The organism is Leptotrichia sp. SK-5 (genome assembly GCF_055387215.1).
Genome location: NZ_AP028931.1, coordinates 940,161 through 965,806 on the forward strand (window position 1 = coordinate 940,161; position 25,646 = coordinate 965,806).

The window sequence follows — 25,646 nt, forward strand, 5'->3', positions numbered from 1 at the left end:
TTAAGTGGATAAATGAGTGAAATAAAAAATAATTAGAAAAGGTATAAGTTTATAGAGTTTTATAAATAGAAAAAAAATAAAGTAAAATAGGAGAAATAAAAAATGAATAACACAAAAGGGTCAAATGAGATGATGCAAAGAGCAGAACTGCATAGAAAAATATGGTCTATTGCTGATAATGTACGTGGAGCAGTAGATGGTTGGGACTTCAAGCAGTATATTTTAGGAATTTTATTCTACAGATTTATTTCTGAGAACATGGTGGAATTTTTTAATAAGGCAGAACATGAAGCTGGAGATTTAGAATTTAATTATGCAGATATCTCTGATGAAGAAGCAGAAGAAGATTTTAGACCTAATACAGTAGAAGATAAAGTTTTTTTTATTTTACCAAGCCAATTATTTCAGAATGTTGTAAAAACAGCGAGAAATAATCAAAATTTAAATACTGATTTGGCTAATATTTTTAAATCCATTGAGGCAAGTGCTATTGGTTTTGAATCGGAAAATGATATTAAAGGATTGTTTGAAGATGTCGATACAACCAGTAACCGTCTAGGTGGAACGGTAGCAGAGAAAAATACAAGATTAGCAGATATTTTAATAGGAATTTCTGAAATTAATTTTGGAAGTTTACAGCATAATGATACAGATGCTTTTGGAGATGCATATGAATATCTGATTTCAAATTATGCCAGTAATGCAGGAAAATCTGGAGGAGAATTTTTTACACCGCAGACAGTTTCTAAACTTTTGGCAAGACTTGTAATGGAAGGAAAAGAAAATATCAATAAAGTATATGACCCGACATGTGGAAGTGGTTCGTTGTTGCTTCAAATGAAAAAACAGTTTGAGGAACATATTATTGATGAGGGATTTTTTGGGCAGGAAATAAATATGACTAACTTTAACCTGGCTCGTATGAATATGTTTTTACATAATGTAAACTATAATAATTTTTCAATAAAACGTGGAGATACCTTACTTAATCCATTGCATAATGATGAAAAGCCGTTTGATGCAATTGTTTCTAATCCTCCATATTCGATTAAATGGGTAGGGGATGGGGATCCAACACTTATCAATGATGTACGTTTTGCACCTGCTGGAAAGCTCGCACCAAAATCCTATGCAGATTATGCATTTATAATGCATTCTTTAAGTTATTTATCTAGCAAAGGTAGAGCAGCAATAGTATGTTTTCCCGGTATTTTTTATCGTAAAGGAGCAGAGAGAACAATTCGTAAATATTTAGTAGATAATAACTTTGTAGATTGTGTGATACAGCTGCCGGAAAATCTGTTTTTTGGAACATGTTGTGAGATAATACATATGTGACAAGAATATACAAAAAAAGAAAGGTTTCTGATATAATGTAAGCCAACCAAAACCACATTAAGGAGAAACCTTTCATATGAGTAGTATATCAGAAATATACCGTGTTCGTCAACGGGCAATTGAGTATGCAATAAAACATAATAATAATTCAAAGGCAGCAGTGAAATATAAAACATCACGTCAGCAGATAAAACGTTGGAGAGACAGATACGACGGCACAGTCCAGTCTCTTCTGCCAAAAAGCAGAAGACCTGAAAGCCACCCAAACCAGCACACGCAGGAAGAAATAGAACTGGTTATGAAAAAATACAGGAAATTTGGCTATGAAGGGCTGGCAGAAGTTTATGTCAAAGCGAGAAAGGAAGGCTACAGCCGTACATACGATTCAATGTGCAGGATAATAAGGAAAATGAAGGGCAATGCCAAAGAAAACATTAAAAAGCCGCATAAAAGAAAAAAGAAGGCTGAACAGGCGAAGTACCCTGGGGAAAGAGTACAGATAGACATAAAATATGTTCCGGAAGAATGCATACAGTTTGGCACACGTGACCAGAAGTATTATCAAATAACGGCATTAGATGAATATACAAGAAAAAGAGTGTTAAGGATAGCAGATGAAAAAAGCACCTATCAGACCGCAAAGTTTCTAGAGAACTTGGAAAGGGAGCTGGGATTTGACATAAAGAAAGTTCAGACAGACAATGGGAAAGAGTTCACAAATTCTGAAAGTGATAAGAAAACGCTGTTTGAGGTGAAACTGGAGGAGAAGGGGATAGAGTACGTGACAACCCGTCCATATTCGCCATGGGAGAATGGAAAAGTGGAAAGAAGCCACAGGCTTGACAGCAAGTACTATGGGGACAAGAAATTTAAAAGCAAGGAAGAACTGTTAAGGGCAATAAGGAAATACAATACAAGATACAACAACATATCAAGAAAAGTACTGGGCTTTAAGAGTCCAAATGAAGTATTAAAAGAGTACAAGGAAAATCAGTAGGTTAAAGATACATTAGGAAAGAAATATTTTTTTTAATATATTTTTGTAACAAATGTTTGACATCTATACAATATTCATATACAAAATTTTGAAAAAAACTTTACAAATATGAAAAAATTAGTTATAATGATAAATATTATGTGATAGAGGTGCAATTATTAAAAGTAAATTTACGGAGAAAAGTCGATTCTGTGAAATAAGTTGAAAGGAATAATTGCCGAAGCGTAGGGATTGACTATCTTTATTGCTGGGGCTATGGAGAATATCCATAGGACTGTCATTATCAAAGGATAATGGGGAGCTGTCAGATATAATTCATATAAATTTTTTAAGTTTTTTAGTTTTAAATAAAAATAATAAAAATTTTTAGATATATGTTTTATATGCTGATGCTTGTTATCGGCATTTTTTATTATCCAAAAAACAAAAATACTGAAAGGAGAAGGAAATTTTTTATTTTTAAAAAGTTTCTGTAGAAATATGAAATTATTTGGAACGTCGAAAGTTAATGAAAATGGTAATTTATCAATAGGAGGAGTAGATACAGTTGAACTCGTGAAAGAATTTAAAACGCCACTTTATGTGATGGATCAGGAGCTTATTGAAACAACGATAGATAAAATGAAAGAGGCATTTAAGTCAACGAGATTTAATACAAGAATTGCTTATGCTGGAAAAGCGTTTTTATCAACAGGGATGATTAAACTGGTTGAATCAAAAGGGCTGGATTTAGATGTTGTTTCGGGTGGAGAACTTTATACTGCTCATAAAGCGGGATTTCCGATGAATAAAGTTCATTTACATGGAAATAATAAATTGTTAAATGAAATTGAAATGGCTGTCGAATTTGGGATTGATACGATTGTTGTTGATAATGAGGATGAAATTGATAAAATTGAGAGAATTTGCCGTGAAAAAGGGAAGAAACAGGCTGTGCTTGTGAGAATCGATCCAGGAATAGAGGCACATACGCATCATTATATAAAAACTTCTGGGCTTACTTCAAAATTTGGAATTTCATTGTTTCAGGATAATTTATTTGATATAATTAAAAGGCTGAATGATAGCGAATGGATAGAATTTAAAGGATTTCATACGCATATCGGTTCGCAAATTTTCCAATCGGCGTTCTTTATATTTGCTCTAGATGAGATTTTTAAATATTTGGATAAATTGAAAAAGGAATTGGGAATAGTAGTTCACACAGTAAATATGGGTGGAGGATTTGGAGTTTACTATAAAGAAGGAGATGATCCAAAACCGATAGAGGAAGTTCTGAGTGAAATAATAACATACACGGAAGCAATGGAAATTAAATATCAGATTGGATTTAAGGAACTTTGTATTGAGCCAGGAAGAAGTATCGTTGGAAATGCGGGAACTACTTTGTACGAAGTTGGAGGAATTAAGGAAACAGTCGGCGGAAAAACGTATGTGTTTATAGATGGAGGAATGTCGGACAATATAAGAACGGCATTATATCAGGCAGAATATGAAGCTGGAGTTGTAAACAAGCTAAATGACACAGATGTAAGAGAAATAACTTTGGCAGGAAAACTGTGTGAATCAGGGGATATTATTATTGAAAAAGGAAAATTGCCAAAAGCAACAGAAATTGGAGATATTGTGGCAGTAACGACAACAGGGGCATATTGTTACACAATGTCAAGCAATTATAACAGAATGATGAGGCCAGCAGTTGTATTTGTAAAGGATGGAAAAGCTAAAGTTGCGGTAAAAAGAGAAACACTGGATGATCTGATTAGAAATGATGAAATTTTTGATTTATAAAAAATAAGAAAGAGGTGAATTTATTGTGATTATTGTGCATAAATATGGTGGAACTTCGGTTGCTACAACGGAGAAAATAATGAATATCGCAAAATATCTAGGAAGTGTAAAGGATTCTGGAAACGATGTGGTTGTCGTGGTTTCAGCAATGGGAAAAACTACAGATGCCTTAATAAAATTGGCTCACGAAATTACCGATAAACCTGATTTGAGGGAAATGGACAGGCTGATGTCGACGGGAGAGCAGCAGACAATTGCATTGCTTAGCATTGCTTTACAGACGCTTGGATACGAGGCTATCTCGCTTACAGGGGCTCAGGCAGGAATAAAAACAAGCGGACATTATACAAAAAACAGAATCGAGGACATTAACGGAAAAGAAATAAAAGAACATTTATCAAAAGGAAAAATTGTAGTTGTAGCTGGGTTTCAGGGAGTAAATGAAGCAGGCGATGTGACAACTTTGGGACGAGGAGGATCTGATACATCTGCAGTGGCTCTGGCTGCGGCGCTTGGTGGAAGATGTGAAATTTACACAGATGTTGACGGAATTTATACAATTGATCCAAGAGTTTATAAAAAGGCAAAAAAATTATCTGTAATTTCTTATGATGAAATGATGGAGCTGGCTTTTCTGGGAGCTGGAGTAATGGAGCCTAGAGCTGTTGAACTTGGAAGCAAATATGGTGTAGAAATTTACGTTGGAAAATCGCTTGGAGAAAAAAACGGAACGATTATAACATCGAGAGAAAAAACAAAGGAGAATAAGGAAATGGAGCAAAAAGTAATAACAGGGGTATCAATCAATGAAAATATGGTAATGGTAAACGTGGAGGAAATTCCAACAAATGCACAAAACGTGTATGAAATCTTCAAAAGAGCCGAAGCAAACGGAATAAACATTGATATAATAAGTCAAAATGATGTAACAAGCCATCACGGAAGCTTTGCCTTTACTTGTCCAAAAACAGACATTGCCGCACTTGAAAAAATTGGAGCAGAAATAGAAGCAGAATTTCCAAGAACATCGTTCATAATAAATCCTTACATTACAAAAGTTTCTGTAGTAGGAATAGGACTGATAAGCAACATTGGAGTTGCTGCCAAAATGTTTAGAATTCTTTCAGAAAATGACATAAGCTTCCATCAGGTTTCTACATCAGAAATTAGTATTTCATTAGTTGTAGATGAAGTTATGGGAAAAAGAGTAGCTGAATTATTTGCTAAGGAATTTGATTTGTAAAAGGAGAGTCTGAGTTAAAAGAATAGTAATGAAACTATATCAAAGTATCTTTTTAAGCAATTCAAAGATTATTAAAAAAAATAAATTTTATAATGTGAACTAGATAAAGCATTTTTAAAGGAAATTTTATGAAAAGAGTTTTGATAACAGGGGCAAGCAGTGGAATTGGATATGAACTTGCTAAAATTTATGCAGAAAATGGACATGACTTGGTTATTGTGGCACGAAACAGGGATAAATTGGGAATGCTGCAAAAAGAAATTTTTGAGGAAATTTCTAAAAATATTAAAGTAACTGTGATTGAAAATGACTTGTCGCAGGAAAAGGCTGCTGAAAGGCTTTATAATCAGATAAAATCTAGCAATCTTAAAATTGATACGCTTGTGAATAATGCTGGAGCTGGTATTTATGGAAGGTTTTCTGAATTTGATGAGGAAACGATGAAAAGAAATGATGCAATGATAAATTTGAATATAAAGGCAATTGTAGAATTGACAAGGCTGTTTTTGGCTGACATGATAAAAGATGGAAGAGGCGAGATATTAAATGTTTCTTCAGTCGCTGCTTTTATGCCGGGACCTCTGATGAGCACGTATTATGCGAGCAAGGCCTTTGTGCAGTCGTTTACTGAAGCGGTTAGGGAAGAAATGAAAAATGATGTTCGCACGAAAAATATAAAAATATGTGCTCTTTGTCCTGGTCCAACAGCTACTGAATTTGAAAAAAGCAGTAATTTGGAAGAAAGTTCACTTTTTGAACGAATGAAAGTTATGACAGCTAAAAAAGTGGCTGAAATCGGCTATAAGGAATTTCAGAAGGGGAAAATGATTATAATTCCTGGAATTTTTAATAGAATTGCAGTTTTTGGAACTAGATTTTTTTCAAGAAAGTTTGTTGTAAGAATAGCTAGAAAAATTCAGGAAAAAAAGAAAGATTCTTAATAAAAAAATTTTAGTATAAGTTGAGAATATTTTAAAAATTAAAGGAGGTTTTGAAATGTTAAAATTTGAAAAGTATCAAGGTGCGGGGAATGATTTTATTATTGTTACTGAAAGGGAACTAATTGAAAAGGGGATACCTGAATATGGGGAATTTGCTAGTCAGGTTTGTGACAGGCATTTTGGAATAGGTGCGGATGGTCTGATTATTTTAAAATATGTGGCAAGCATGCCATTTATGTTTTTCTTTAATGGAGATGGAAGTCAAGCGCCAATGTGTGGAAATGGAATAAGATGTTTTTCACATTATCTTGTAAATAATCATTTAGTTGAAGGGGATGAATTTGTTGTAAAAACAGTTCCTGGGGACTTGATGATAAGAGTAAATTATGATGAGGAAAAAGATGATTTTTCAGCAAGAGTGAATATGGGAAAACCTGTTTTTAACGTAAAAGACTTGATAAATACTGAAAAAGAGCAGTTTTTAAGAGAAAAAATCAATGTTGATGGAAAAGAAATTGAAATTTCGTATATTTTTATGGGAACTGACCATTCTGTAATATTTGTAAATGACTTTGTAGATTATAACATTGATGAGCTTGGTAAAAAAATTGAGAATTATACTGACTTATTTCCCAAAAAAGTCAATGTAAACTTTGTAAAGGTGTATGACAGGGAGCATATAGAAGTAATCACTTGGGAACGTGGAGCAGGGCGGACATTGGCTTGTGGAACAGGAGCTACAGCTTCGGCTGTACTTGCCAGAACTTTTGATTTTGTAGATAGCAAGGTAAATGTAAAAGTTCCAGGCGGTCAGCTTGTTATTGAGTATGAAGGTGGAGAAAATGATGCTTTTATGACAGGACCTAGTGAAAAAATAGCTGAAGGATTGTATAAATATCAAAGATAATTTGGATATTGTATTATTTTCAGCGTAATAATTAAGTTAATTATAAATTTAAAAGTAAATACTATTCAGCAATGAAATTAAGCCTTTTTAAAATATAATTTGCACTTTTTAGATAGAGTTTAGTTATATTTAAAATTTTAAATAGGAATAAAATAAAAAAATTAGGAAACTAAATTAAGGAAAGAAGGAATAAAATGAAATTTGAAGGTTCGTATGTGGCTTTAATTACGCCATTTAAAAATAATGGAACGGAATTGGATGAAGATAAATTAAGAGAATTGGTAAATTATCACATTGAAAATGGAACATCTGGAATAGTACCCTGCGGAACTACTGGAGAAGCTCCAACTCTGACATTTGCAGAACATGAAAAAGTAATAAAGATAGTTGTGGAAGAAGTGAAAGGAAGAATACAGGTAATCGCAGGGGCAGGATCAAATAATACAACAAGAGCGATAGAACTTACAAAATATGCGAAGGAACTGGGAGCAGATGCAGCGTTAAGCACTTGCCCATACTACAATAAACCAAGTCAAAGAGGACTTTATGAACATTACAAAACAATTGCGCAGGAAGCAAAATTTCCTATAATGCTTTACAATGTGCCTGGAAGAACAGGAACAAATATCGAAGCAGAAACAATCGCAAAACTGGCTGAACTGCCTGAAATTGTAGCTGTAAAGGAAGCAACAGGAAGTCTTGAACAAATGATAAGAATTCAGGATTTATGTGGAGATAAAATTGAAATTCTTTCAGGGGAAGATCACCTGATCCTGCCAATGCTGTCAATCGGTGCAAAAGGAGTCGTTTCAGTAGTTGCCAACATAATGCCTCAAGAAATGAGCGATTTAATCAGTTCATTCTTAAACAAGAACTTTGATAAGGCATTTGAACTGCACACAAAATTATACGATGTAAGCAGAAACATGTTCGTAGAAGGAAACCCTGTAACTGTGAAGGCTGCTATGAAAATACTTGGAAAACTTGACAATGACATAGTAAGATTGCCGTTGACGGCAGCTGAAGCCGATACTTATGGGAAATTGACAAAAGTGTTTAAAGAAAAAGGGATTTTTTAATTTTTTATTTGCTGGAAAATTTTGAATTATGAAAAGAGCTGGAGTAAAATCCAGTTTTTTTATTATTGATATTTGCTTTTTCTACTAAATTTTTAACGGTGATTTTTTCATAATCATACTAAACTCCGTTTAAAAATGAGAATAAATTTTTATAATAGGTTGTTCAATAGCTAGTTCATAATTATTCAACTTTTTTCTTTTTTATTTTCGTAGGATTGCTCATTGCCGCAAAACCTTATCTTGCAGTAAAGGTTTATGCTAATAATTAAAATTGTGGCAAGATTGCTACGCAATAACCTATGGCTAGTCTACGACATTTTTCTGCACTGACAAAAAACTCGCTATGCTCAAACAGTTTTGCCAGCACAGAAAAATGCTCCGACGGACTAGCTTATACCAGGCTCTGTTTAAAAAATGAAAATTATATCTAAATTACTTGAAAATATTAAGTTTATATCCTTTATTAGAAAAGTTTGTACTAAATTCGTTATTTAAATGGGGGTTAGTATAAATTATAAAAATTATTATATTTAGGTTTCAAACTTTTAAATTTGGTAAAATGTCTCAATTAATATTACAATTTATGAAGATAAAAAAAATGCCTTATTATAGACATTTTTAATTTTAAAACATAATTTATTTCTGCTTTCTTAGTTTCCGTCTCCTCTCGGAGTATATAACATTATTAAAATATAGCCAAAGAAATGACGGAGTGATTGGATAAAAAGTATCCGTCTCCTCTCGGAGTATATAATTTCTTAAAAATCACATTTAGAAATGGTACTAAAAGCATTCTAAGTATCCGTCTCCTCTCGGAGTATATAACCTCCGCCCTTTTCGATTCTTTCAATAGTAGCCGCAGGTATAGAAAGTATCCGTCTCCTCTCGGAGTATATAACTGGTCAAAAGGAATTGCATATAGAAAGCGAGAAAAAGATATAGAAAGTATCCGTCTCCTCTCGGAGTATATAACAATTGTTTTGGAAGACAAATCTAAGAATACTGTTGAGATAGAAAGTATCCGTCTCCTCTCGGAGTATATAACCTACCTGCAATTAAACCCTTATTTTATGGTATGTTATTTGACTATTTGCGTGAGACTTGCTTAAATTTTCAGTTTTCTTTTCCAAAAAAGTAAAAAGTATGTTCTAAGTCCCATTTTTACAGTATCGTGGCAATTTTTGCATTTTGGTTAAGTATGCGTATTCTTATTAAATCACCTTCTTCTGCAAATCTTTCTACTTTTTTTAAAAGAATTTCATATTTTTCTCTAGTCAATAAACATTCAAAAGCTAATCTTTGGATTCTATTCCCAAAAGAATTTAGAAGTTTTTTAGAAAAACTCTTCTTCTATCAGCTATAATATCATAAATTACGACAACTGTAAAGCTATTTTTAAAAAATTTATGGAAAAAATTTTCATCTAAAAAATCTAAACATTCGCTATTTAAATTGGGAATAGTATAAATATAATAATTTGTAATTTAATGGGAAATAGTATAACGCAAGAAGAAAAAAGTTTAAAAAAATATAAAAATTTTTTTGATTATCTGAAATTATGGGGTACAATATTGTTAATAGGGAAATGTTTTTTAATAATGGAAATTAGAAATTGAGAGGAATGAATAAAGATGATACACACAACAAAAGAGTTAGAAGAGATACAGAAAAATTTTATCGAAATGGAAGTAAAAAGTTTTGCAAGGGAAGTTATTGAATTTATTGATGAAAGTCCCAGTGCTTATCATGTTGTGAAAAATTGTTCAGATATTTTAGAAGAAAATGGTTTTGAGAGGGTTATGCCTCGTGAAAAATGGGAACTAAAAAAAGGTGGAAAATATTTTTTGAAAAAATCCAGCTCTACTATAATTGCAATTACAATTGGTGAAAATTTTGATGTGAGAAAAGGGTTTAAGATTTTTGGAGCACATACCGATTCTCCTTGTTTTAGGATAAAACCTAATCCTGAAATGGTTACAGAAAATATGGTGAGATTAAATACAGAAGTTTATGGAGGGCCTATTTTGAGTACGTGGTTTGATAGACCTCTTTCCATTGCTGGACGTGTTATTGTGAAAGGAGAAGATCCATTTTTTCCAAAAACTGTAAAAATTAAGATAGATGAACCGCTTTTGACAATACCAAATCTTGCAATTCATCAGAATAGAGAAGTAAATAATGGAGTAAAAATTGATAAACAGAATGATGTTTTGCCTGTAATTTCACTTATTAATCAAAATTTTGAGAAGGAAGGCTATCTTGAAAGAATTATTTTGGAAAAGACAGGGATAAAAAAAGAAAATATAATTGATTTTGATTTGTATTTATATGCAACAGAAAAAGGATGTCTTTTAGGTGCAAATGAAGAATTTATGTCATCTCCAAAACTTGACAACCTTGCCTCTGTTTATACAGGTCTTCTTGGTCTTGTGGAAGAGGAGGCGAGTCAGGACCAGATTAACATTTTTGTAGCGTTTGACAACGAAGAGATAGGAAGTGCTACAAAACAGGGAGCAGATTCCAATTATCTTTTGAATACGCTGGAAAGAATTGCTTTATCGTTAGGGCTTGATCGAAGTGATTTTTTGCAGATGCTTGAAAATTCGTTTATTTTGTCGGCTGATGCTGCACATGCTGCACACCCTGCACATTTGGAAAAAACGGATCCTACAAATCGTGGAAAAATAAATGAAGGAATTTCAATAAAAATTAGCGCAAAACAGAAATATACATCCGATGGATATTCAATTGCTGTAATTAGACAGCTTATAAAAGGAACGGATATACGGATTCAGCCTTTTGTCAATGAATCAAACGAACTTGGAGGAAGTACAATCGGTCCGCTTTCTTCCACACATCTTGATATAGACGGAGTGGATTTGGGAGTTCCGATGTTTGCGATGCATTCGGTACGTGAATTATGTGGAATTTTTGATGTGTTTTACTTAAAGGAACTGGCAAAGGAATTTTTTTCAAAAGGATAAAAAATATTATTTTTAAGGAGATAGCCGTATATTGGCTATCTTTTTTATGGCAAGTTTGTTGTTTTTTTACAGTATCTATGATAAAATGAAAATAATACGAAATAGCAGAAAGGTAGTAGAATGAAAGTATATTTGGAATTGTTCTGGATTTTTTTTAAGATAGGTACATTTACTCTCGGTGGCGGATATGCCATGGTTCCGCTAATACAGAATGAAATTGTGAATAAGAAAAAATGGATTGAGGAAGAGGAGTTTGTAAAGCTTTTGGCACTTGCCCAGTCTTCACCCGGCGCATTGGCTGTGAATGTTTCGGTTTTTGTGGGGTATAAGATGAAGAGATTGCTGGGGCTTATAACTACAGTTCTGGGAGCAACATTGCCGTCGTTCATAATTATTCTTGTAATAGCTTCATTATTTAGCAATATACAGGATAACATATATGTTATAAAGGCTTTTAAGGCTATAAGACCGATGGTAGTTGCATTGATTGCCGCGAGTGTCTATACAATTGGAAAATCGGCTAAAATTAATAGAAAAACGTTATGGATTGTAATTTTGGTGGCAGTAATGGTTGCATTTCTTAAATTTCCGCCTATTGTTATGATTATTTTAGGTGCTTTTTTAGGAAATGTCTGGATGATTTGGAGGAAGAATAAATGAATTTAGGGATATTATTGATATTATTTTTTGTATTTTTTAAAATTGGAATGTTCAGTTTTGGTGGTGGATATGCAATCTTACCGCTTATTCAGGCAGATGTTGTAGATTTACATAAATGGGTAAATGTACAGCAGTTTACGGACATTGTGGCAATTTCACAGGTAACGCCGGGACCAATTTCATTAAATGCCGCAACTTATGTCGGTTATCTGATTGGAAACAAGGCTGGATTCTGGGATGCATTTATAATGGGGACAGCAGCAACATTGGGATTAATTCTTCCGTCAGTTATTATAATGACAATTTTTAGTAAATTTTATTTAAAATTTCAAGACAATAAATATATGGACAATGCTTTTGCAGGATTAAAAATCGTTGTTGTCGGATTAATTCTGGCGGCAGCTATAATGCTGATTGATAAAAAGAACTTTATAGACTGGAAAAGTGCAGCAATATTCATTATTTCTGTGGCACTTGTGTTAAAATGGAAAATGAATCCAATATTGCTTACAGTAATTGCGGCAATTGCAGGAATAATAATTTACTAAACATATTTATTTTTTACAGACTTAAAAATAATCGAATTAGGAAATTTAATTTTGTAATAAATAAAAATCTATGAAAATATTTTATAATTATGAAGGCATAATATAAATGCTGATTTACAGCAAGAGATAAGAATATGAAAGAAAAGAGGGAAAATTATGAAAAAAAAATATACTATCGCAGTATTAATATTAATTTTATTGTTTAGCTGTGGTAAAAAAGATAAAAAATCACAAAATTCTCAAAGTAAGCTAAATATTGAAAATAGACAGGATGATAAGCTCAAGGAATTGATAAAAAAAGCTGAAAAGGGAGATATATCGGCACAAACTGAACTTGGAGAAATGTATCTTCACGGAAATGGAGTAAAAGCAGATTATAAAAAATCCATGGAGTGGAGTAAAAAAGCTGCTGAAAAAGGAAGCTACCGGGCAATGACTAACATCGGGATTCTTTATTTGGATGGACTTGGAGTGGAAAAAGATTATAAAAAGGCTTTTGATTCATTTTCAAAGGCGACAGATGGCGGAGATATGAAAGGGCCAAGATACTTGGGAATAATGTCTGAGAAAGGGCTTGGAGTGAAAAAAAGCCTTGATGATGCCGCATTTTACTATGAAATTGGGGATAGCAGCGGAGACTTGACGTCACGATACAACTTAGGAAAAATTCATGAAAAGGCAGGCGATTACGCAAGAGCAGTAGAACTTTATAAAAAAACAGACAACAGGATGGATTATGTTACAGCTCCAATGTATGAAGCTCTAGGAGATTTATATGCCGCTGGAAAAGGTGTGGAAAAAAGCACAAAAGAAGCTAGGGAATGGTACGAAAAAGCTGTAAAATCAGGAAGTCAGGAAGCTAGTAAGAAATTAAATAACTTGAAATAAAATAAAATAAATTATCGTATAACCAGCCATATTTTAAGAAAGTCCAGTTATTATCTGAAAAAAACAAGTTTTATTAATATTTGAATTGATTTTTTCTTAAAATTAGAGAAAATTTATAAATAATCTTATTTACTAAAATTGTTATTTATGATAAAATGAATACAAGAAATTAATATTGAAGAAATTTATATATTTTTATATTTAATTTAATTTTTTTTAGTTTTATAATCTTAGTTTAAATATAAAAATACAGGAATATTGAGTAAAGAATATATTTACAATTATAAATTCAGTAAATTCTATATAAAAATGGGAAATAATGTAATAAGAAAGGAGATGCTACTTTTAAAGCATGCTTTTAATTAAAAGAATATTACAGATATTTTAATATAAAGTAAATACAGTAGCAGGAGGAAATAATGTTAGAAACATTAATTTTTAGAGAAATAAGATACAATGAAAATAACGAGCGGCTTCTTAAAGAAAATTTGGAAAAAATAAAAGAGAACCCTGATGATGTGGAAGTGTTAAAAACATTAGCATCTATTTATCATGCGTTAAAGGAAAATGACAAGGCAATTGAAATCTATGAAAAATTAGTAAAGCTGAAACCTGATGAAATTGAGATATTAGCATTTTTAGGATATTTATATTACGAAAATGAAGACCTTGACAAAGCCGAGGAAAACCTTAACAAGGCACTTGACGTAAGAACAGAAGATGAGCCATTTGTATTATTTTTACTAGGAAATATTTATTCAAGAAAAGGAAAAATATCAGAAGCGGTTGACTGTTACGAACTTGCTATATTCCTAGATTTTGACATGTATATTGCTCACATTGATTTTGCTAGAAAATATGAACATATGGGACGACATCGAAAAGCTCTTGAAGAATATAAGGCAGCATTTAGAATTGACTCAAGAGACGAAGGGCTAATTGAAAAAATACATTACATAGAAAATAAATGTAAAAATGTAATAGAAGAAGATAAAAAGGATAAAAAATTAAATTTTAGAGCAGCAAATTTAGGAATTGTTTAAAATTAAACTAAATATGTATGGTTAAAGTAATAATTCTGCTTTATGAAGTTGTCTTAAAATAAGTAACTGAACTTATCTATGACAACTTTTTATTATTTGAGTATTTAAAAATATGATTTAAAAAAATATTAAGGGAGAGAAAAGTGGTAAATTTAGTATGTGAAGCTATTCTTCCAGATTGTCCGATGAAGGATGTGGAAGAAATTGAAAAAAGTATAATGACAACTTATAAAAAAAGCATATGGTCAAAGTTTTTAAAGGCAATTAGTGATTTTGATATGATACAGGATGGGGACAAGATTGCAATTGGTGTATCTGGTGGAAAGGATAGCCTGCTTTTAGTAAAGTTGTTTCAGGAATTGAAGAAAGATAGACGAAAAAATTTTGACTTTAAAGCGGTTAGCTTAAATCCTGGTTTTAGACATTCGGATTTAGATAATTTTAAAAATAATTTAGATAAATTAAATATTGAGTGTGAGATTATTGATACAAATATTTGGGAGATTGCGAATGAAAAGGCAAAGGACTATCCATGTTTTTTATGTGCTAAAATGCGGCGTGGAATTTTGTACTCACAAGTAGAAGAACTGGGATTTAATAAATTGACGCTTGGGCATCATTTTGACGATGTTATTGAAACTACTTTGATAAATATGTTTTATGCTGGTACAATGAAAACAATGACCCCAAAAGTTCCGTCAACTTCTGGGAAATTGGAGTTGATTCGACCATTAATTTATGTAAAAGAAGCCGATATAATTGATTATACGAAAACAAATGGAATACGTGCGATGAATTGCGGATGTACAATCGAAGCTGGAAAGACTTCGAGCAAACGTAGGGAAGTAAAAGACTTGCTTGCTGCACTTGAGGAAAAAAATCCTGGAATCAAGCAAAGCGTGTTTAATTCGATGAAAAATATAAATTTAGATTATGTGTTTGGATATACAGGTGGTAAGGAAGTTGAATAAAAATAGGAGCAGTTATTCACTGCTCTTTTTATATATGAGTTTTTTTAGGAAAAGTTAAAAATTTGATTGTATATATGGAAATAATGGAGTATAATTTAAAAAGAAATTGTAAAATAAATTAAAAATTTAGGAGTGAATTTTATGAAAAAAAAGTTCCAACAAAAGTGGTGGCATAAATCTGTAGTTTACCAAATTTATCCAAAAAGTTTTAATGACACGACTGGAAGCGGAGAAGGAGATATAAGAGGAATTATCGAGAAACTTGATTATTTGAAGGAACTTGGAGTAGAAGTAATCTGGATTACTCCAATGTATAAATCTCCACAGAATGACAATGGATACGATATAAGTGACTACTACAATATTGATCCTAATTACGGAACAATGGAAGATTTTGAGGAAATGCTGGCAGAAGCACATAAAAGAGATTTGAAAATAGTAATGGACATTGTTGTAAATCACTCTTCAACTGAAAATGAATGGTTTAAAAAGTCTGAAGCCGGAGATCCTGAATATAAAGATTTCTATATATGGAAAGATGCAGTTGATGGAAAAGAGCCTACAAACTGGCAATCAAAATTTGGAGGAAATGCCTGGCAATATTCAGAAAAGAGAGGGCAATATTATTTACATCTGTTTGATGTTACGCAAGCTGACTTAAACTGGGAAAATGAAAATGTAAGAAAAAAAGTATATGAAATGATAAAATTTTGGCTAAATAAAGGAGTCGATGGATTTAGGCTTGATGTTATAAACCTTATATCAAAGGATCAGAGATTTTTAAATGATGACGGAGGTGATACAAGATTTATTCCTGATGGAAGAAGATTTTATACAGACGGACCTAGAATTCACGAATTTTTGAAGGAAATGAATAAAGAAGCCTTTGGAGGAGGAGAACTTATTACGGTTGGAGAAATGTCTTCTACAAGCCTTGATAACTGTATCAGATATTCAAATCCTGATGAAAAGGAATTATCAATGGCATTTTCATTCCATCATTTAAAAGTAGATTATCCAAATGGAGAAAAATGGGCGAAAGCACCATTTGATTTTGTGGAATTGAAAAAAATATTCTCTAAATGGCAAATTGGAATGTATGAAGGAAATGGATGGAATGCGACTTTCTGGAATAACCATGATCAGCCAAGGGCATTGTCAAGATTTGGAAATGATAAGGAATATCATAGGGAGTCGGCTAAAATGCTTGCCACAGTTCTTCATGGACTGCAAGGGACGCCTTATATTTATCAGGGAGAAGAATTTGGAATGACAAATCCGTATTTTGATGATATTAGTAAATATCGTGATGTTGAGTCAACTAATAATTACAAAATTTTACTCAATAAAGGATGTTCTGAAGAAGAAGCTGTTGAAATTTTAATGCAGAAATCGAGAGATAATTCTAGAACGCCTGTCCAATGGAATGATTCTGAAAATGCAGGATTTACAACTGGAACTCCGTGGATTGGAGTGCCTGAAAATTATAGGACAGTTAATGCTGAAGCGGCTTTAAAAGATAAAAATTCAATATTCTATCATTACAAAAAATTAATTGATTTAAGAAGAAATGAAGAATTAATGATAGCAGGAAGATATGAAGACATTGATTTGGAAAATAAAAGTGTTTATGCCTACAAACGTGTTGGAGAAAATGGAGAATTAGTTGTAATCAGTAACTTCTATGAACCTGAAGTGGAATTTGAACTGGAAGGAAACGGAGTTACAGGACTGGAAAATGCTCAAGTTTTATTATCAAATTATGAAACAGAACCTGAAATTAAAGACGGGAAAATTATTCTGAAACCTTATGAATCAACTATCTTTAAAAAATAATAAAAATTATGAATAATAAAAAATAAATTTTACCGTTAAATAGGATTATCGTTTTTTAAACTTATTTGGTGGTATTTTAAATAAAAAATAAAGAAGGAAATCAAAATGAAGACAGAAATTATATGCGTTGGAACTGAATTATTAGTTGGAGATATAGTGAATACAAATGCACAATATATTTCAGCGAAGCTCACAAATATTGGGATTGATTTGTATTATCAGACTACTGTTGGGGATAATTACGGACGGCTTATGGAGTGTCTGGAAAATGCTTTTAAAAGGGTTGATTTGGTAATTACTACTGGGGGACTTGGACCTACAATTGATGATATTACAAAAGAAGTTGTAGCCGATTATTTTGAGGAAGAGCTGGAAGTGATAGAGCGATATTATGACTTGATTGTAAAAAAATATAATGAGAGGGGCTTTGGAGAAGTTGCTTCTGGCGCGAGAAAAGAGGCTTCGATTTTAAAGAACTCAGAATTGCTTGATAATGAAGTTGGACTTGCACCAGGATTTTTTTATGAAAAAGATAATAAAAAAATAATAGTATTGCCAGGGCCTCCAAGGGAAATGACTTGGATGGTGGATAATCAAGTTTTGCCATTTTTAAAAAAATATTCAAACGATATTTTGCTAATGAAAACTCTTGAAATAAAGGGAGTTCCAGAAGGGAAAATTGATGACAGGCTAAAAGATTATTTTGAAATGTCAAATCCAACAGTTGCGCCTTATGCAAAGGAAGGCTGCGTTCATGTAAGAATTGCAATGAAAGGCGATAGAGGTAGTACAGATTACCTGATTGCTGAAATTGACAAAATTGCGAATGAAATTATCAAGATTTATCCGCAGGCGGAGGAAATAAAGGAAGAATAAAATAAAAATATACCCAGATTTTAGATTGAAAAATTCGAGACTGGGTATGTTTTTTATATTAAATTAAATTTATATAGTGAATTGAAATTTTAATTAAATTAATTCAAATTCTGATTGTGCCTTTTCCATTTCAGTATACATTTTGTAATATCGCCTTTTATTTTCCATAAGCTGCTCATGATTTCCAATTTCTTCGATTATTCCGTTGGACATAACTATAATTTTGTCATAATCCTTTATTGTGTTGAGTTTATGAGCGATTGTAATTACAGTCTTGTGTTTTGTAAGAATACTTAGTGATTTTCTTATTTCGTGTTCGTTGTCGGCATCAAGTGAGGCTGTGGCTTCATCGACTAGGATAATTGGGGTATCTTTTAATAAAGCTCTTGCGATTGAAATTCTCTGTTTTTCTCCACCAGATAAAGTAGAGCCCCCTTCTCCAATTATAGTGTCGTATCCATTTTCGCTTTCCATTATAAAATCGTGGCAATTGGCATTTTTAGCCACATTTATTACTTCTTCCCTTGTAGCCTTTGGTTTTCCAAGCCTTATATTATTTTCAAAAGTGTCATTTACCAAGTAGACATCTTGAAAAATTATGCTTATATTTGTAAGCAGTTCTTCAGGATATATTTTTTTGATATTTATTCCACCAATGGTAATTTCGCCAGACTGGCAGTCCCAGAATCTTGCAATAAGGCTGGTAACAGTTGTTTTTCCAGAGCCTGACGAGCTAACTAGGGCAGTTTTTGTCCCCTGTTTTGCTTCAAAAGTAATGTTTTTTAGAATAGGAGTGTCTTTTTCATAAGAAAAATTTACATTCTGGAATTTTATATCATAATTTGGTAAAGTAACTTTTTCAAGTTCATAGGAAATTTCCTTTTCATTATGCACATTTATTAGTTTATCTGTGGCGAGTTTCAAGTATTGGATAAAAGTATATTGTGTAGAAAAGGCTTTTAGCACATTTGAAAGTGAAAGTCCAATAATTATGTATGAAAAAAATTCTACTTTATTAATGGAAGAAGCCATAAAAAGTTGTGTAGACATAAGCAGAAGTAAGGCAAAGGAAATATCCGTAATAAGTTGAAAAATCATAACATAAGGGGCAAGAGCAATTTCAGTATTTATACTTTCCCTTTTCAAATCATTAAAGCTGTCCTTTAACCTCTTAAATCGTTCCCCAGTCAGATTATATGCTTTAAAAAGTTCCATTCCAGCAATATATTCCACCATCCGTGAAACAACATTATCCATAGTATGCTTCTTTTTCAAAGCTATTTTTGCACCTTTTTTCGTTCCCAGAATGACAAATACTAATCCAGCCAGCGAGATTATTAGTTGCAGTATGGCAAGCAAGGGAGAAATTGCAAATATAATTAACAGAAGATAAATTGTCAGTATAGATAACTTTATAATTTCTGATGTGCTGTGAGTTATAACCTGCTCAAAATCTTGTAAATCATTTGTCATAATATTAATAATATTCCCAATGTTGTGACTGTTAAAGTATCCTAGATTCAAATTTCTCAAATGATCACCCATCCTGATTCTCAAATCCTGAATAATTTTAGCCCCCTCACTTTGAATCCCGATATATCCGATACGATTTAATACAAATCTGCAAATAATTGCAAAAATCATAATAAAAGTATAGATTATCAATTTTTTCAACGTAAAATTATTATTCATCAAATCAATAATTGTAAAATAAAACATTGCATAGTTCATCATATAAAATAAGGCATCTATTGTTAGAAAAAATATTGGATTTTTAAGATTTTTATATTTATTTCCAGCAAGAGTTTTTATATTTCTAATATCGTTAATCATTGTCTGCACCCCCTAAATTTCCTTATTTTCCATCAAATCATTATCGCTATATAAATTCCATAAATGCCAGTATTCTGACTTGTTTTGCAGAAGCTCCTTATGAGAACCTTGCTCGGTAATACGTCCTTTATTCATCACAACGATATTATCGGCATTTTTTATTGTGTAAAGCCTGTGAGCAATGATAATGGCAGTTTTTCCTTTTAATAAAGTACGTAAAGCTTCCTGAATTTTGGCTTCGTTTTCAATGTCGGAGTAGGAAGTAACTTCGTCTAGCACAATAATTGAGGCATTTTTTAAAATGGCACGAGCTATTGAAATTCTCTGCTTTTCCCCACCGCTTAACTTAATCCCTCCTTCTCCAATCACAGTTTCGTATTTCTGAGGCAAGGATATTATAAAATCGTGAATTTGTGCCTTTTTTGCCGCATTTTCCAATTCTTCCAGCGAATAATCCTTCCCCATTCTTATATTCTCAAAAATAGTATCGTGAAGCATAAATGTATCCTGAAAGACAAATGAAACATTGTCAGCCAATCCTGTGTAAGCAAAGTCCTTAATATCAGTTCCATCAATTGTTATTTTTCCGCTATTTATATCCCAGAATCTTCCAAGCAGAAGTCCTATCGTTGTTTTTCCTGAGCCAGAAGGCCCTACAAGTGCAGTTGAAGTTCCAGCCTTTATTTCCAAAGAAAAATCATTTATAACATTTTTATTTTTATATGCAAAATTTACATTTTCATATTTTATAAAACCTGAAAAATTAGAAGGAAAATTTACACTTCCAGATTTTTGCTCCTGTTCCCTATTAATTTCCATAATCTTCCCTAGCCCTTTAGTTAATGCTGAAAGATGGTGTGCCAAGTCAAATAATGCCTTTAATGAGCTTAAAAAAATTGTACTCATCAAAATAAATAAAATATACACAGATACTGAAATTTGATTATGAAACAGCATAAGTCCACCAACTGGAATAATGAAAAGCAGGCCCGAATCAGTTAGACAGAGAAAAATCGAGTAAAACGGCACACTTAGTTCTGTAAGCTCAATCCAGTAATCTGCATATTCCTGAGTAATATCCCGATAATTCTTGAATGATTTAGCAGTAAGATTAAATGCTTTCATAACGTTCATTGCATTTATGTATTCCATAATAGTAGCGTTTAAGTTTGCAAGAAGAGTATAATAATGTTCTACACGACTTCCATAACTTTGAAACATTTTTCCCTGTACCATTATGCTCAAAATAATTGGAATAAATAAAACAAGTGTCAATTTCCAGTTAAAGTAAATCATAATCCCTAAAAATATTATCGGAGTTACAAGTGCCGATGATAAATCTGGAATCTGATGTACAATAAAGAGTTCCAATTTTTCAATATCCTCATTAATAATCTTTTTCAGTTTTCCAGTCATATTTTTCTTAAAAAACCCCATATTCAGCTTTGACAAATGCTCAATCAAATCAATTCGAATTTTGTACAAAATCGAAAAAGCCGCAATATGTGAAAATACCCCTGATAAAATTTGCATAATTATTTTTACAATTATAAAAAATATCGCAATAAAAACACAGAATTTTATTCTTGAATAATCAATATTTGCCTTAAAAAGCTCCAGAACAATCTGATACACAAGAAGATAAGGCACAGCAGACAATGTTGTACCAATTATACTGAATATTGCTGAAAAAATCAGCTTCATCTTATGTTTACCAGATAAACTTAATAAATATTTCAATTCTTTCATAATAATCTCTCCATCCACTTGTCAAAGAAAATACGTTATTAAACAAAAAAATAATAGATTATTGAATCAATTTATTTTTCATAAATATAAATTCCAAGTCGATTATTAGCAATATAGAACAGAGGAACAAATAATTTTTTCCAGCCAGGAAGATGATGTTTCATTTCATCTGTGAAATTAATAAGTCCAGTTTGCTTTAATTTTGGATTCAATTTTACAATTTCACTTCCATCTTTTACTCCCCATTTGAAATCTGCGTTCATATTTTTTATGGTATCATGTTTTTGGTTCATTTTAACTGTTCCTTTATAAAGCAAGTCAAACTGAGCTTCAAAAGAATCAAAATTATCAGTCAATATTTTCAAAAACTGTTTAATCTTCTGTTCTTTAAAATACATTAATACACCTTCGGAAATAATAAGTAATTTCTTCCCTTCCAGCTTAATATCTTTTGTCCATGCTGAATCAAATGCAGATTTTGCAATATCTGTAACTCGTTCATTAGGTTCAAAAAATAATTTTCGTTTTTCAATAACTTCTGGCAAGTCAAGATTGTACCATCTTATTTTTCCATTATCTATTCGTAAAAATCTTGTATCTAGTCCACATCCAATCGACACAATTACACAATCTGGATATTTTTTCATAAATTTTTTCACTTCATTATCCATCATTTTTGCACGTGAAAGCACACCATAATACGAAGCCCATGCATGTTTAAATTTTGAAAAATCATAGTTTATCTGTGAAATTATTTCTTCAGATTTTTTATCATTCAAAATAGGTTTTTCGCTTTTAGCATCAGTTGCCCGCATATACAAAGTAATAAGCATAGTTTCAGAAACATTGTCAAGTTTTATTCCCATAACACATCCCTCCTTATTATAAAATTTTGATTATCAAACTATCTAATAGAATTATACCCGCATTTATTCAAAATGCAAGTTTTATTTAAAAAATAAAAATAGTTATTAAACTGTTAAAATCATATAAATTTGGTATTTGAGACCAATAATTATAATCGTAAGCCTATTTATATAAAGGAAAACTGATTGAAAAATAGCTGGAACTATGTTAAAATTATTTATATTTCTATTGAGGAAGATTCATAAATTTGGAGATTTATAAATGGTAAAAAATAAGGACAGATTTTTTAATTTTGATATTTTAAAATGCATTGCAATTAGTATGGTTTTATTTATTCATATTGTTGCAAGCGAGTTGTATAATTATGGTAAAATATCTGGAAACAGATGGATGATGGCAAATATTGCAGATTCATTTAGCAGAATGTGCGTGCCGATATTTGTTATGGTTAGTGGATTTTTTCTGTTGAGAAAAGATGAGGATGTGAAAATATTTTTTAAAAAAAGATTTGCAAAAATTCTGCCTAAGTTTTTTGTATATTCTGTTATTTTTTTTATATTTACAATAATTTTTAAAGGTGTTAAAGATAATGAATTATTTTCAGTTTTTTTTAGAAAATCAACTTATAAGACTATAATTTCGATTTTTTTCCAGAAAGAAAGTTATAATAATTTTTTTTCAAACTTTTTTCAAGGGAAAATTTATTATCATTTGTGGTATATTTATATGATATTGTCGCTTTATTTGATAACTCCCTTTTTACGAAAGGTTGTAGCAAAAGTTGATAGAAAAAGTATTAATTATCTGGTTTTTGTGTGGATAATATTTATGATTTTAGTACCATTTCTAAATGTGATTTTTAAGAAAAATATAAAAATATATTCTCCAGCTGGGCAATATGTCGGTTACTTCTTAATTGGCTATTTACTTGCAGAAAAGCCTTTGAATATGAAAAAATGGAAAAAATATACAGGTTTTTTAATAGCAGTGTCACTAACTGTCTTTTTAACATATATATTTACAAAATCAAGTGGAAAATTTTTTGACTATTTTTACGATTATCACTCGGTTAGTGTATTTATAGCCACAGTTTTTCTTTATGATTATATTGTAAATATTTTTGATGGAGAAAAAGTTTTAGGCAAAGTAAAAGGAATTATAAAATCTGTATCAGCAAAAACTTATGATATTTATTTAATTCATCCGATTTTTTTATTTTTTTGTGAAAGAATATTAAAATCCAGAATGAATTATTTTTTATATATAATTATTACATTTTTAATAGTATTTTTGCTATCATTTTTTACAAGCGAAATATTAAATAGAATATATAATTTTTTAGCTGGAATAAATAAAAGGAGGGAGAAATATGGCGGAAAACAAGACTAGAAAGCCATTGCCAATAGGGGTGTCTGATTTTAAGGAAATTATAGAAAATAATTATTATTATATTGATAAAACAAAGCTAATTGAAGATATTTTATACTACAGAGCAAAAGTAAACTTATTTACACGTCCAAGAAGATTTGGAAAAACCCTTAATATGTCAATGATTAAATATTTTTTTGATATAGAAAATAGAGAAGAAAATCGACAATTATTTAACGGATTAAATATTTTTGAAAGTGAACACATGCAGGAGCAGGGGCAATATCCTGTTATATATATAAGTTTTAGGAATATGGAAGAGGTTAGCTGGGAAAACTGTCTGAGTCAAATAAAAGACTTAATAAGAAATATTTATATAGAATTTAGATATATAAGAAAAAAATTAGATGAATTTGATTTGATGGATTTTAACAATATTTGTTTTAATAATGAAAATTCAAATTGGAAAGGCTCATTGAAAGCGTTGACAAAATATTTGTATGAATATTATGGGAAAAAAGCTGTTGTGCTAATAGATGAATATGATACGCCGATAATTCAGGCTTATCAGGAGGGATATTATAAACAGGCAATTTCTTTTTTTAAGAAGTTTTATGGGGATGCAATGAAGGATAATGAATATTTGCAGTTTGGAATTATGACTGGAATATTGAGAATTGCAAAAGAAGGAATTTTTTCAGGATTAAATAATTTGAAAGTAAATAATATCTTTAGCGAAAAATATTCAGAGTATTATGGACTTACTGAAAATGAAGTTATTGAGGCTGTGAAATATTATGGACTTGACTATGAGATGGAAGATGTCAGGGAGTGGTATGACGGTTATCAGTTTGGAGAAACTGAAATTTATAATCCTTGGTCGATTATTAACTTTTTGGATGAAAAAAAATTACGTCCATACTGGATAGGAGTCTCAGGCAATAAGACAATATATGATTTGTTAGGGAAAGCAGATAAAAAAGTAATAGAAGACTTGGAAAAACTTTTTGTGGGGAAAACAGTTTATAAGGCAATAAATGAATATATGGAATATGCATTTAATGCAAGTGATATATGGGAATTGTTTTTGTACAGCGGATATTTGACAACTGATGGGGAGAAAAAGGGGGAACTCTATCCATTAAGGCTTCCAAATAAAGAAATACAGACTTTTTTTAGAAAAATTTTTATAGATAGATTTGTTGGAAATTATACACAGTTTTCAAATATTGTGGAAAATTTAAAAAATGGGAAAATAGAAGAATTTGCAAAAGGGCTTCAAGACGAGATACTTTCTTCACTTAGTTATTTTGACACGGAAAAGGACGAGAAATATTATAAAATATTTTTAATTGGAATATTTATAATATTGGGAAACGATTACATTAGGTTGTCGGAAAGAGAAAGTGGCTATGGAAGGGCAGACTTGGTTTTAGAGCCTAAAAATAAAATAAATCCAGCGTATATATTTGAATTTAAAGCTGTAAATAATGAAGATGAGCTGGAAAATTATGCAAAAGCTGGATTTGAACAAATAAAAGAGAAAGAGTACGATGTAGAATTAAGAAATAGAGGAACAGGCAGAATTGTCTGCGTTGGGCTCGCGTTTTATAGAAAAAAAATTAAAATGAAATATGAAATAATGGAAAAATAAATTTTTTTGGTAAAAATGATCAAGATTTTAGTAATTGAATATATTTTTAAAAAAATAAAAAAAGGAAGTGTAG

Annotated in this window: 21 protein-coding genes and 1 riboswitch; of the genes, 17 read left to right on the forward strand and 4 right to left on the reverse strand. The window is 31.2% G+C overall.

Annotation, left to right across the window (positions count from 1 at the left end):
• Nucleotides 1-102: 102 nt before the first annotated feature.
• The 7 genes from ACZ5B9_RS04665 to dapA all read left to right on the forward strand — a co-directional run bounded on the left by ACZ5B9_RS04665 (nucleotide 103) and on the right by dapA (nucleotide 8,296).
• On the forward strand, nucleotides 103-1,338 hold the full coding sequence (locus tag ACZ5B9_RS04665; RefSeq protein WP_464423551.1) for a type I restriction-modification system subunit M: 1,236 nt from the start codon (nucleotides 103-105) through the stop codon (nucleotides 1,336-1,338).
• A gap of 76 nt (nucleotides 1,339-1,414) precedes the next feature.
• Nucleotides 1,415-2,335 carry a DDE-type integrase/transposase/recombinase gene (locus ACZ5B9_RS04670; RefSeq protein ID WP_464422173.1) on the forward strand — a complete coding sequence of 307 codons (921 nt, stop codon included), beginning with the start codon at nucleotides 1,415-1,417 and terminating at the stop codon, nucleotides 2,333-2,335.
• Between the two features lie 136 nt (nucleotides 2,336-2,471).
• A riboswitch (Lysine riboswitch) is annotated at nucleotides 2,472-2,647 on the forward strand.
• A 168-nt stretch (nucleotides 2,648-2,815) separates the two neighbouring features.
• Nucleotides 2,816-4,126 (forward strand): diaminopimelate decarboxylase, encoded by a 1,311-nt coding sequence (gene lysA / locus ACZ5B9_RS04675; RefSeq protein ID WP_374125382.1) that lies wholly within the window; start codon nucleotides 2,816-2,818, stop codon nucleotides 4,124-4,126.
• 25 nt (nucleotides 4,127-4,151) lie between these two features.
• Entirely contained in the window at nucleotides 4,152-5,369 is a 1,218-nt protein-coding gene (locus ACZ5B9_RS04680) for an aspartate kinase (RefSeq protein WP_021770136.1), read from the forward strand.
• Between the two features lie 128 nt (nucleotides 5,370-5,497).
• Nucleotides 5,498-6,310 carry an SDR family NAD(P)-dependent oxidoreductase gene (locus ACZ5B9_RS04685; protein ID WP_464423552.1) on the forward strand — a complete coding sequence of 271 codons (813 nt, stop codon included), beginning with the start codon at nucleotides 5,498-5,500 and terminating at the stop codon, nucleotides 6,308-6,310.
• Between the two features lie 55 nt (nucleotides 6,311-6,365).
• On the forward strand, nucleotides 6,366-7,217 hold the full coding sequence (gene dapF / locus ACZ5B9_RS04690; protein WP_464423553.1) for a diaminopimelate epimerase: 852 nt from the start codon (nucleotides 6,366-6,368) through the stop codon (nucleotides 7,215-7,217).
• Nucleotides 7,218-7,411: 194 nt separating this feature from the next.
• The gene (gene dapA / locus ACZ5B9_RS04695; RefSeq protein WP_464423554.1) at nucleotides 7,412-8,296 is read left to right on the forward strand and encodes a 4-hydroxy-tetrahydrodipicolinate synthase; all 885 of its coding nucleotides are present in this window, start codon (nucleotides 7,412-7,414) and stop codon (nucleotides 8,294-8,296) included.
• A 1,161-nt stretch (nucleotides 8,297-9,457) separates the two neighbouring features.
• On the opposite strand, the gene ACZ5B9_RS04700 is transcribed toward dapA, so the two are convergent.
• Nucleotides 9,458-9,601, reverse strand: coding sequence for a hypothetical protein (locus ACZ5B9_RS04700; protein WP_464423915.1), 144 nt, complete (start codon nucleotides 9,599-9,601; stop codon nucleotides 9,458-9,460).
• A 326-nt stretch (nucleotides 9,602-9,927) separates the two neighbouring features.
• On the opposite strand from ACZ5B9_RS04700, the gene ACZ5B9_RS04705 reads away from it, so the two are divergent.
• The 8 genes from ACZ5B9_RS04705 (at nucleotide 9,928) to ACZ5B9_RS04740 (ending at nucleotide 18,102) form a co-directional block, all read left to right on the forward strand.
• Nucleotides 9,928-11,280, forward strand: a complete 1,353-nt coding sequence (locus ACZ5B9_RS04705) for a M18 family aminopeptidase (protein ID WP_006804396.1) — start codon at nucleotides 9,928-9,930, stop codon at nucleotides 11,278-11,280.
• A gap of 120 nt (nucleotides 11,281-11,400) precedes the next feature.
• Nucleotides 11,401-11,940 carry a chromate transporter gene (locus ACZ5B9_RS04710; protein ID WP_464423556.1) on the forward strand — a complete coding sequence of 180 codons (540 nt, stop codon included), beginning with the start codon at nucleotides 11,401-11,403 and terminating at the stop codon, nucleotides 11,938-11,940.
• Nucleotides 11,937-12,488 (forward strand): chromate transporter, encoded by a 552-nt coding sequence (locus ACZ5B9_RS04715; protein WP_464423557.1) that lies wholly within the window; start codon nucleotides 11,937-11,939, stop codon nucleotides 12,486-12,488. The genes ACZ5B9_RS04710 and ACZ5B9_RS04715 overlap by 4 nt, the downstream gene beginning before the upstream one ends.
• A gap of 156 nt (nucleotides 12,489-12,644) precedes the next feature.
• Nucleotides 12,645-13,376 carry a tetratricopeptide repeat protein gene (locus tag ACZ5B9_RS04720; protein WP_464423558.1) on the forward strand — a complete coding sequence of 244 codons (732 nt, stop codon included), beginning with the start codon at nucleotides 12,645-12,647 and terminating at the stop codon, nucleotides 13,374-13,376.
• A 419-nt stretch (nucleotides 13,377-13,795) separates the two neighbouring features.
• Nucleotides 13,796-14,419 carry a tetratricopeptide repeat protein gene (locus ACZ5B9_RS04725; RefSeq protein WP_464423559.1) on the forward strand — a complete coding sequence of 208 codons (624 nt, stop codon included), beginning with the start codon at nucleotides 13,796-13,798 and terminating at the stop codon, nucleotides 14,417-14,419.
• Nucleotides 14,420-14,562: 143 nt separating this feature from the next.
• Nucleotides 14,563-15,390 carry a tRNA lysidine(34) synthetase gene (locus ACZ5B9_RS04730; RefSeq protein ID WP_464423560.1) on the forward strand — a complete coding sequence of 276 codons (828 nt, stop codon included), beginning with the start codon at nucleotides 14,563-14,565 and terminating at the stop codon, nucleotides 15,388-15,390.
• Nucleotides 15,391-15,531: 141 nt separating this feature from the next.
• Nucleotides 15,532-17,226 carry an alpha,alpha-phosphotrehalase gene (treC, locus tag ACZ5B9_RS04735; RefSeq protein ID WP_464423561.1) on the forward strand — a complete coding sequence of 565 codons (1,695 nt, stop codon included), beginning with the start codon at nucleotides 15,532-15,534 and terminating at the stop codon, nucleotides 17,224-17,226.
• 105 nt (nucleotides 17,227-17,331) lie between these two features.
• Nucleotides 17,332-18,102: a molybdopterin-binding protein gene (locus tag ACZ5B9_RS04740; RefSeq protein WP_464423562.1), complete on the forward strand. Its 771-nt coding sequence runs from the start codon at nucleotides 17,332-17,334 to the stop codon at nucleotides 18,100-18,102.
• A gap of 93 nt (nucleotides 18,103-18,195) precedes the next feature.
• On the opposite strand, the gene ACZ5B9_RS04745 is transcribed toward ACZ5B9_RS04740, so the two are convergent.
• From ACZ5B9_RS04745 to ACZ5B9_RS04755, 3 genes are all read right to left on the reverse strand, one after another.
• The gene (locus tag ACZ5B9_RS04745) at nucleotides 18,196-19,935 is read right to left on the reverse strand and encodes an ABC transporter ATP-binding protein (RefSeq protein WP_464423563.1); all 1,740 of its coding nucleotides are present in this window, start codon (nucleotides 19,933-19,935) and stop codon (nucleotides 18,196-18,198) included.
• A 12-nt stretch (nucleotides 19,936-19,947) separates the two neighbouring features.
• Complete coding sequence (locus ACZ5B9_RS04750) at nucleotides 19,948-21,684, reverse strand: ABC transporter ATP-binding protein (protein ID WP_464423564.1); 1,737 nt, start codon at nucleotides 21,682-21,684, stop codon at nucleotides 19,948-19,950.
• 71 nt (nucleotides 21,685-21,755) lie between these two features.
• Nucleotides 21,756-22,550, reverse strand: coding sequence for a class I SAM-dependent methyltransferase (locus tag ACZ5B9_RS04755; protein ID WP_464423565.1), 795 nt, complete (start codon nucleotides 22,548-22,550; stop codon nucleotides 21,756-21,758).
• A gap of 262 nt (nucleotides 22,551-22,812) precedes the next feature.
• Between ACZ5B9_RS04755 and ACZ5B9_RS04760 the strand changes: the two genes are divergently transcribed.
• Entirely contained in the window at nucleotides 22,813-23,940 is a 1,128-nt protein-coding gene (locus ACZ5B9_RS04760; protein WP_464423567.1) for an acyltransferase, read from the forward strand.
• Nucleotides 23,921-25,573: an AAA family ATPase gene (locus ACZ5B9_RS04765; protein ID WP_464423568.1), complete on the forward strand. Its 1,653-nt coding sequence runs from the start codon at nucleotides 23,921-23,923 to the stop codon at nucleotides 25,571-25,573. The genes ACZ5B9_RS04760 and ACZ5B9_RS04765 overlap by 20 nt, the downstream gene beginning before the upstream one ends.
• Nucleotides 25,574-25,646 lie beyond the last annotated feature (73 nt).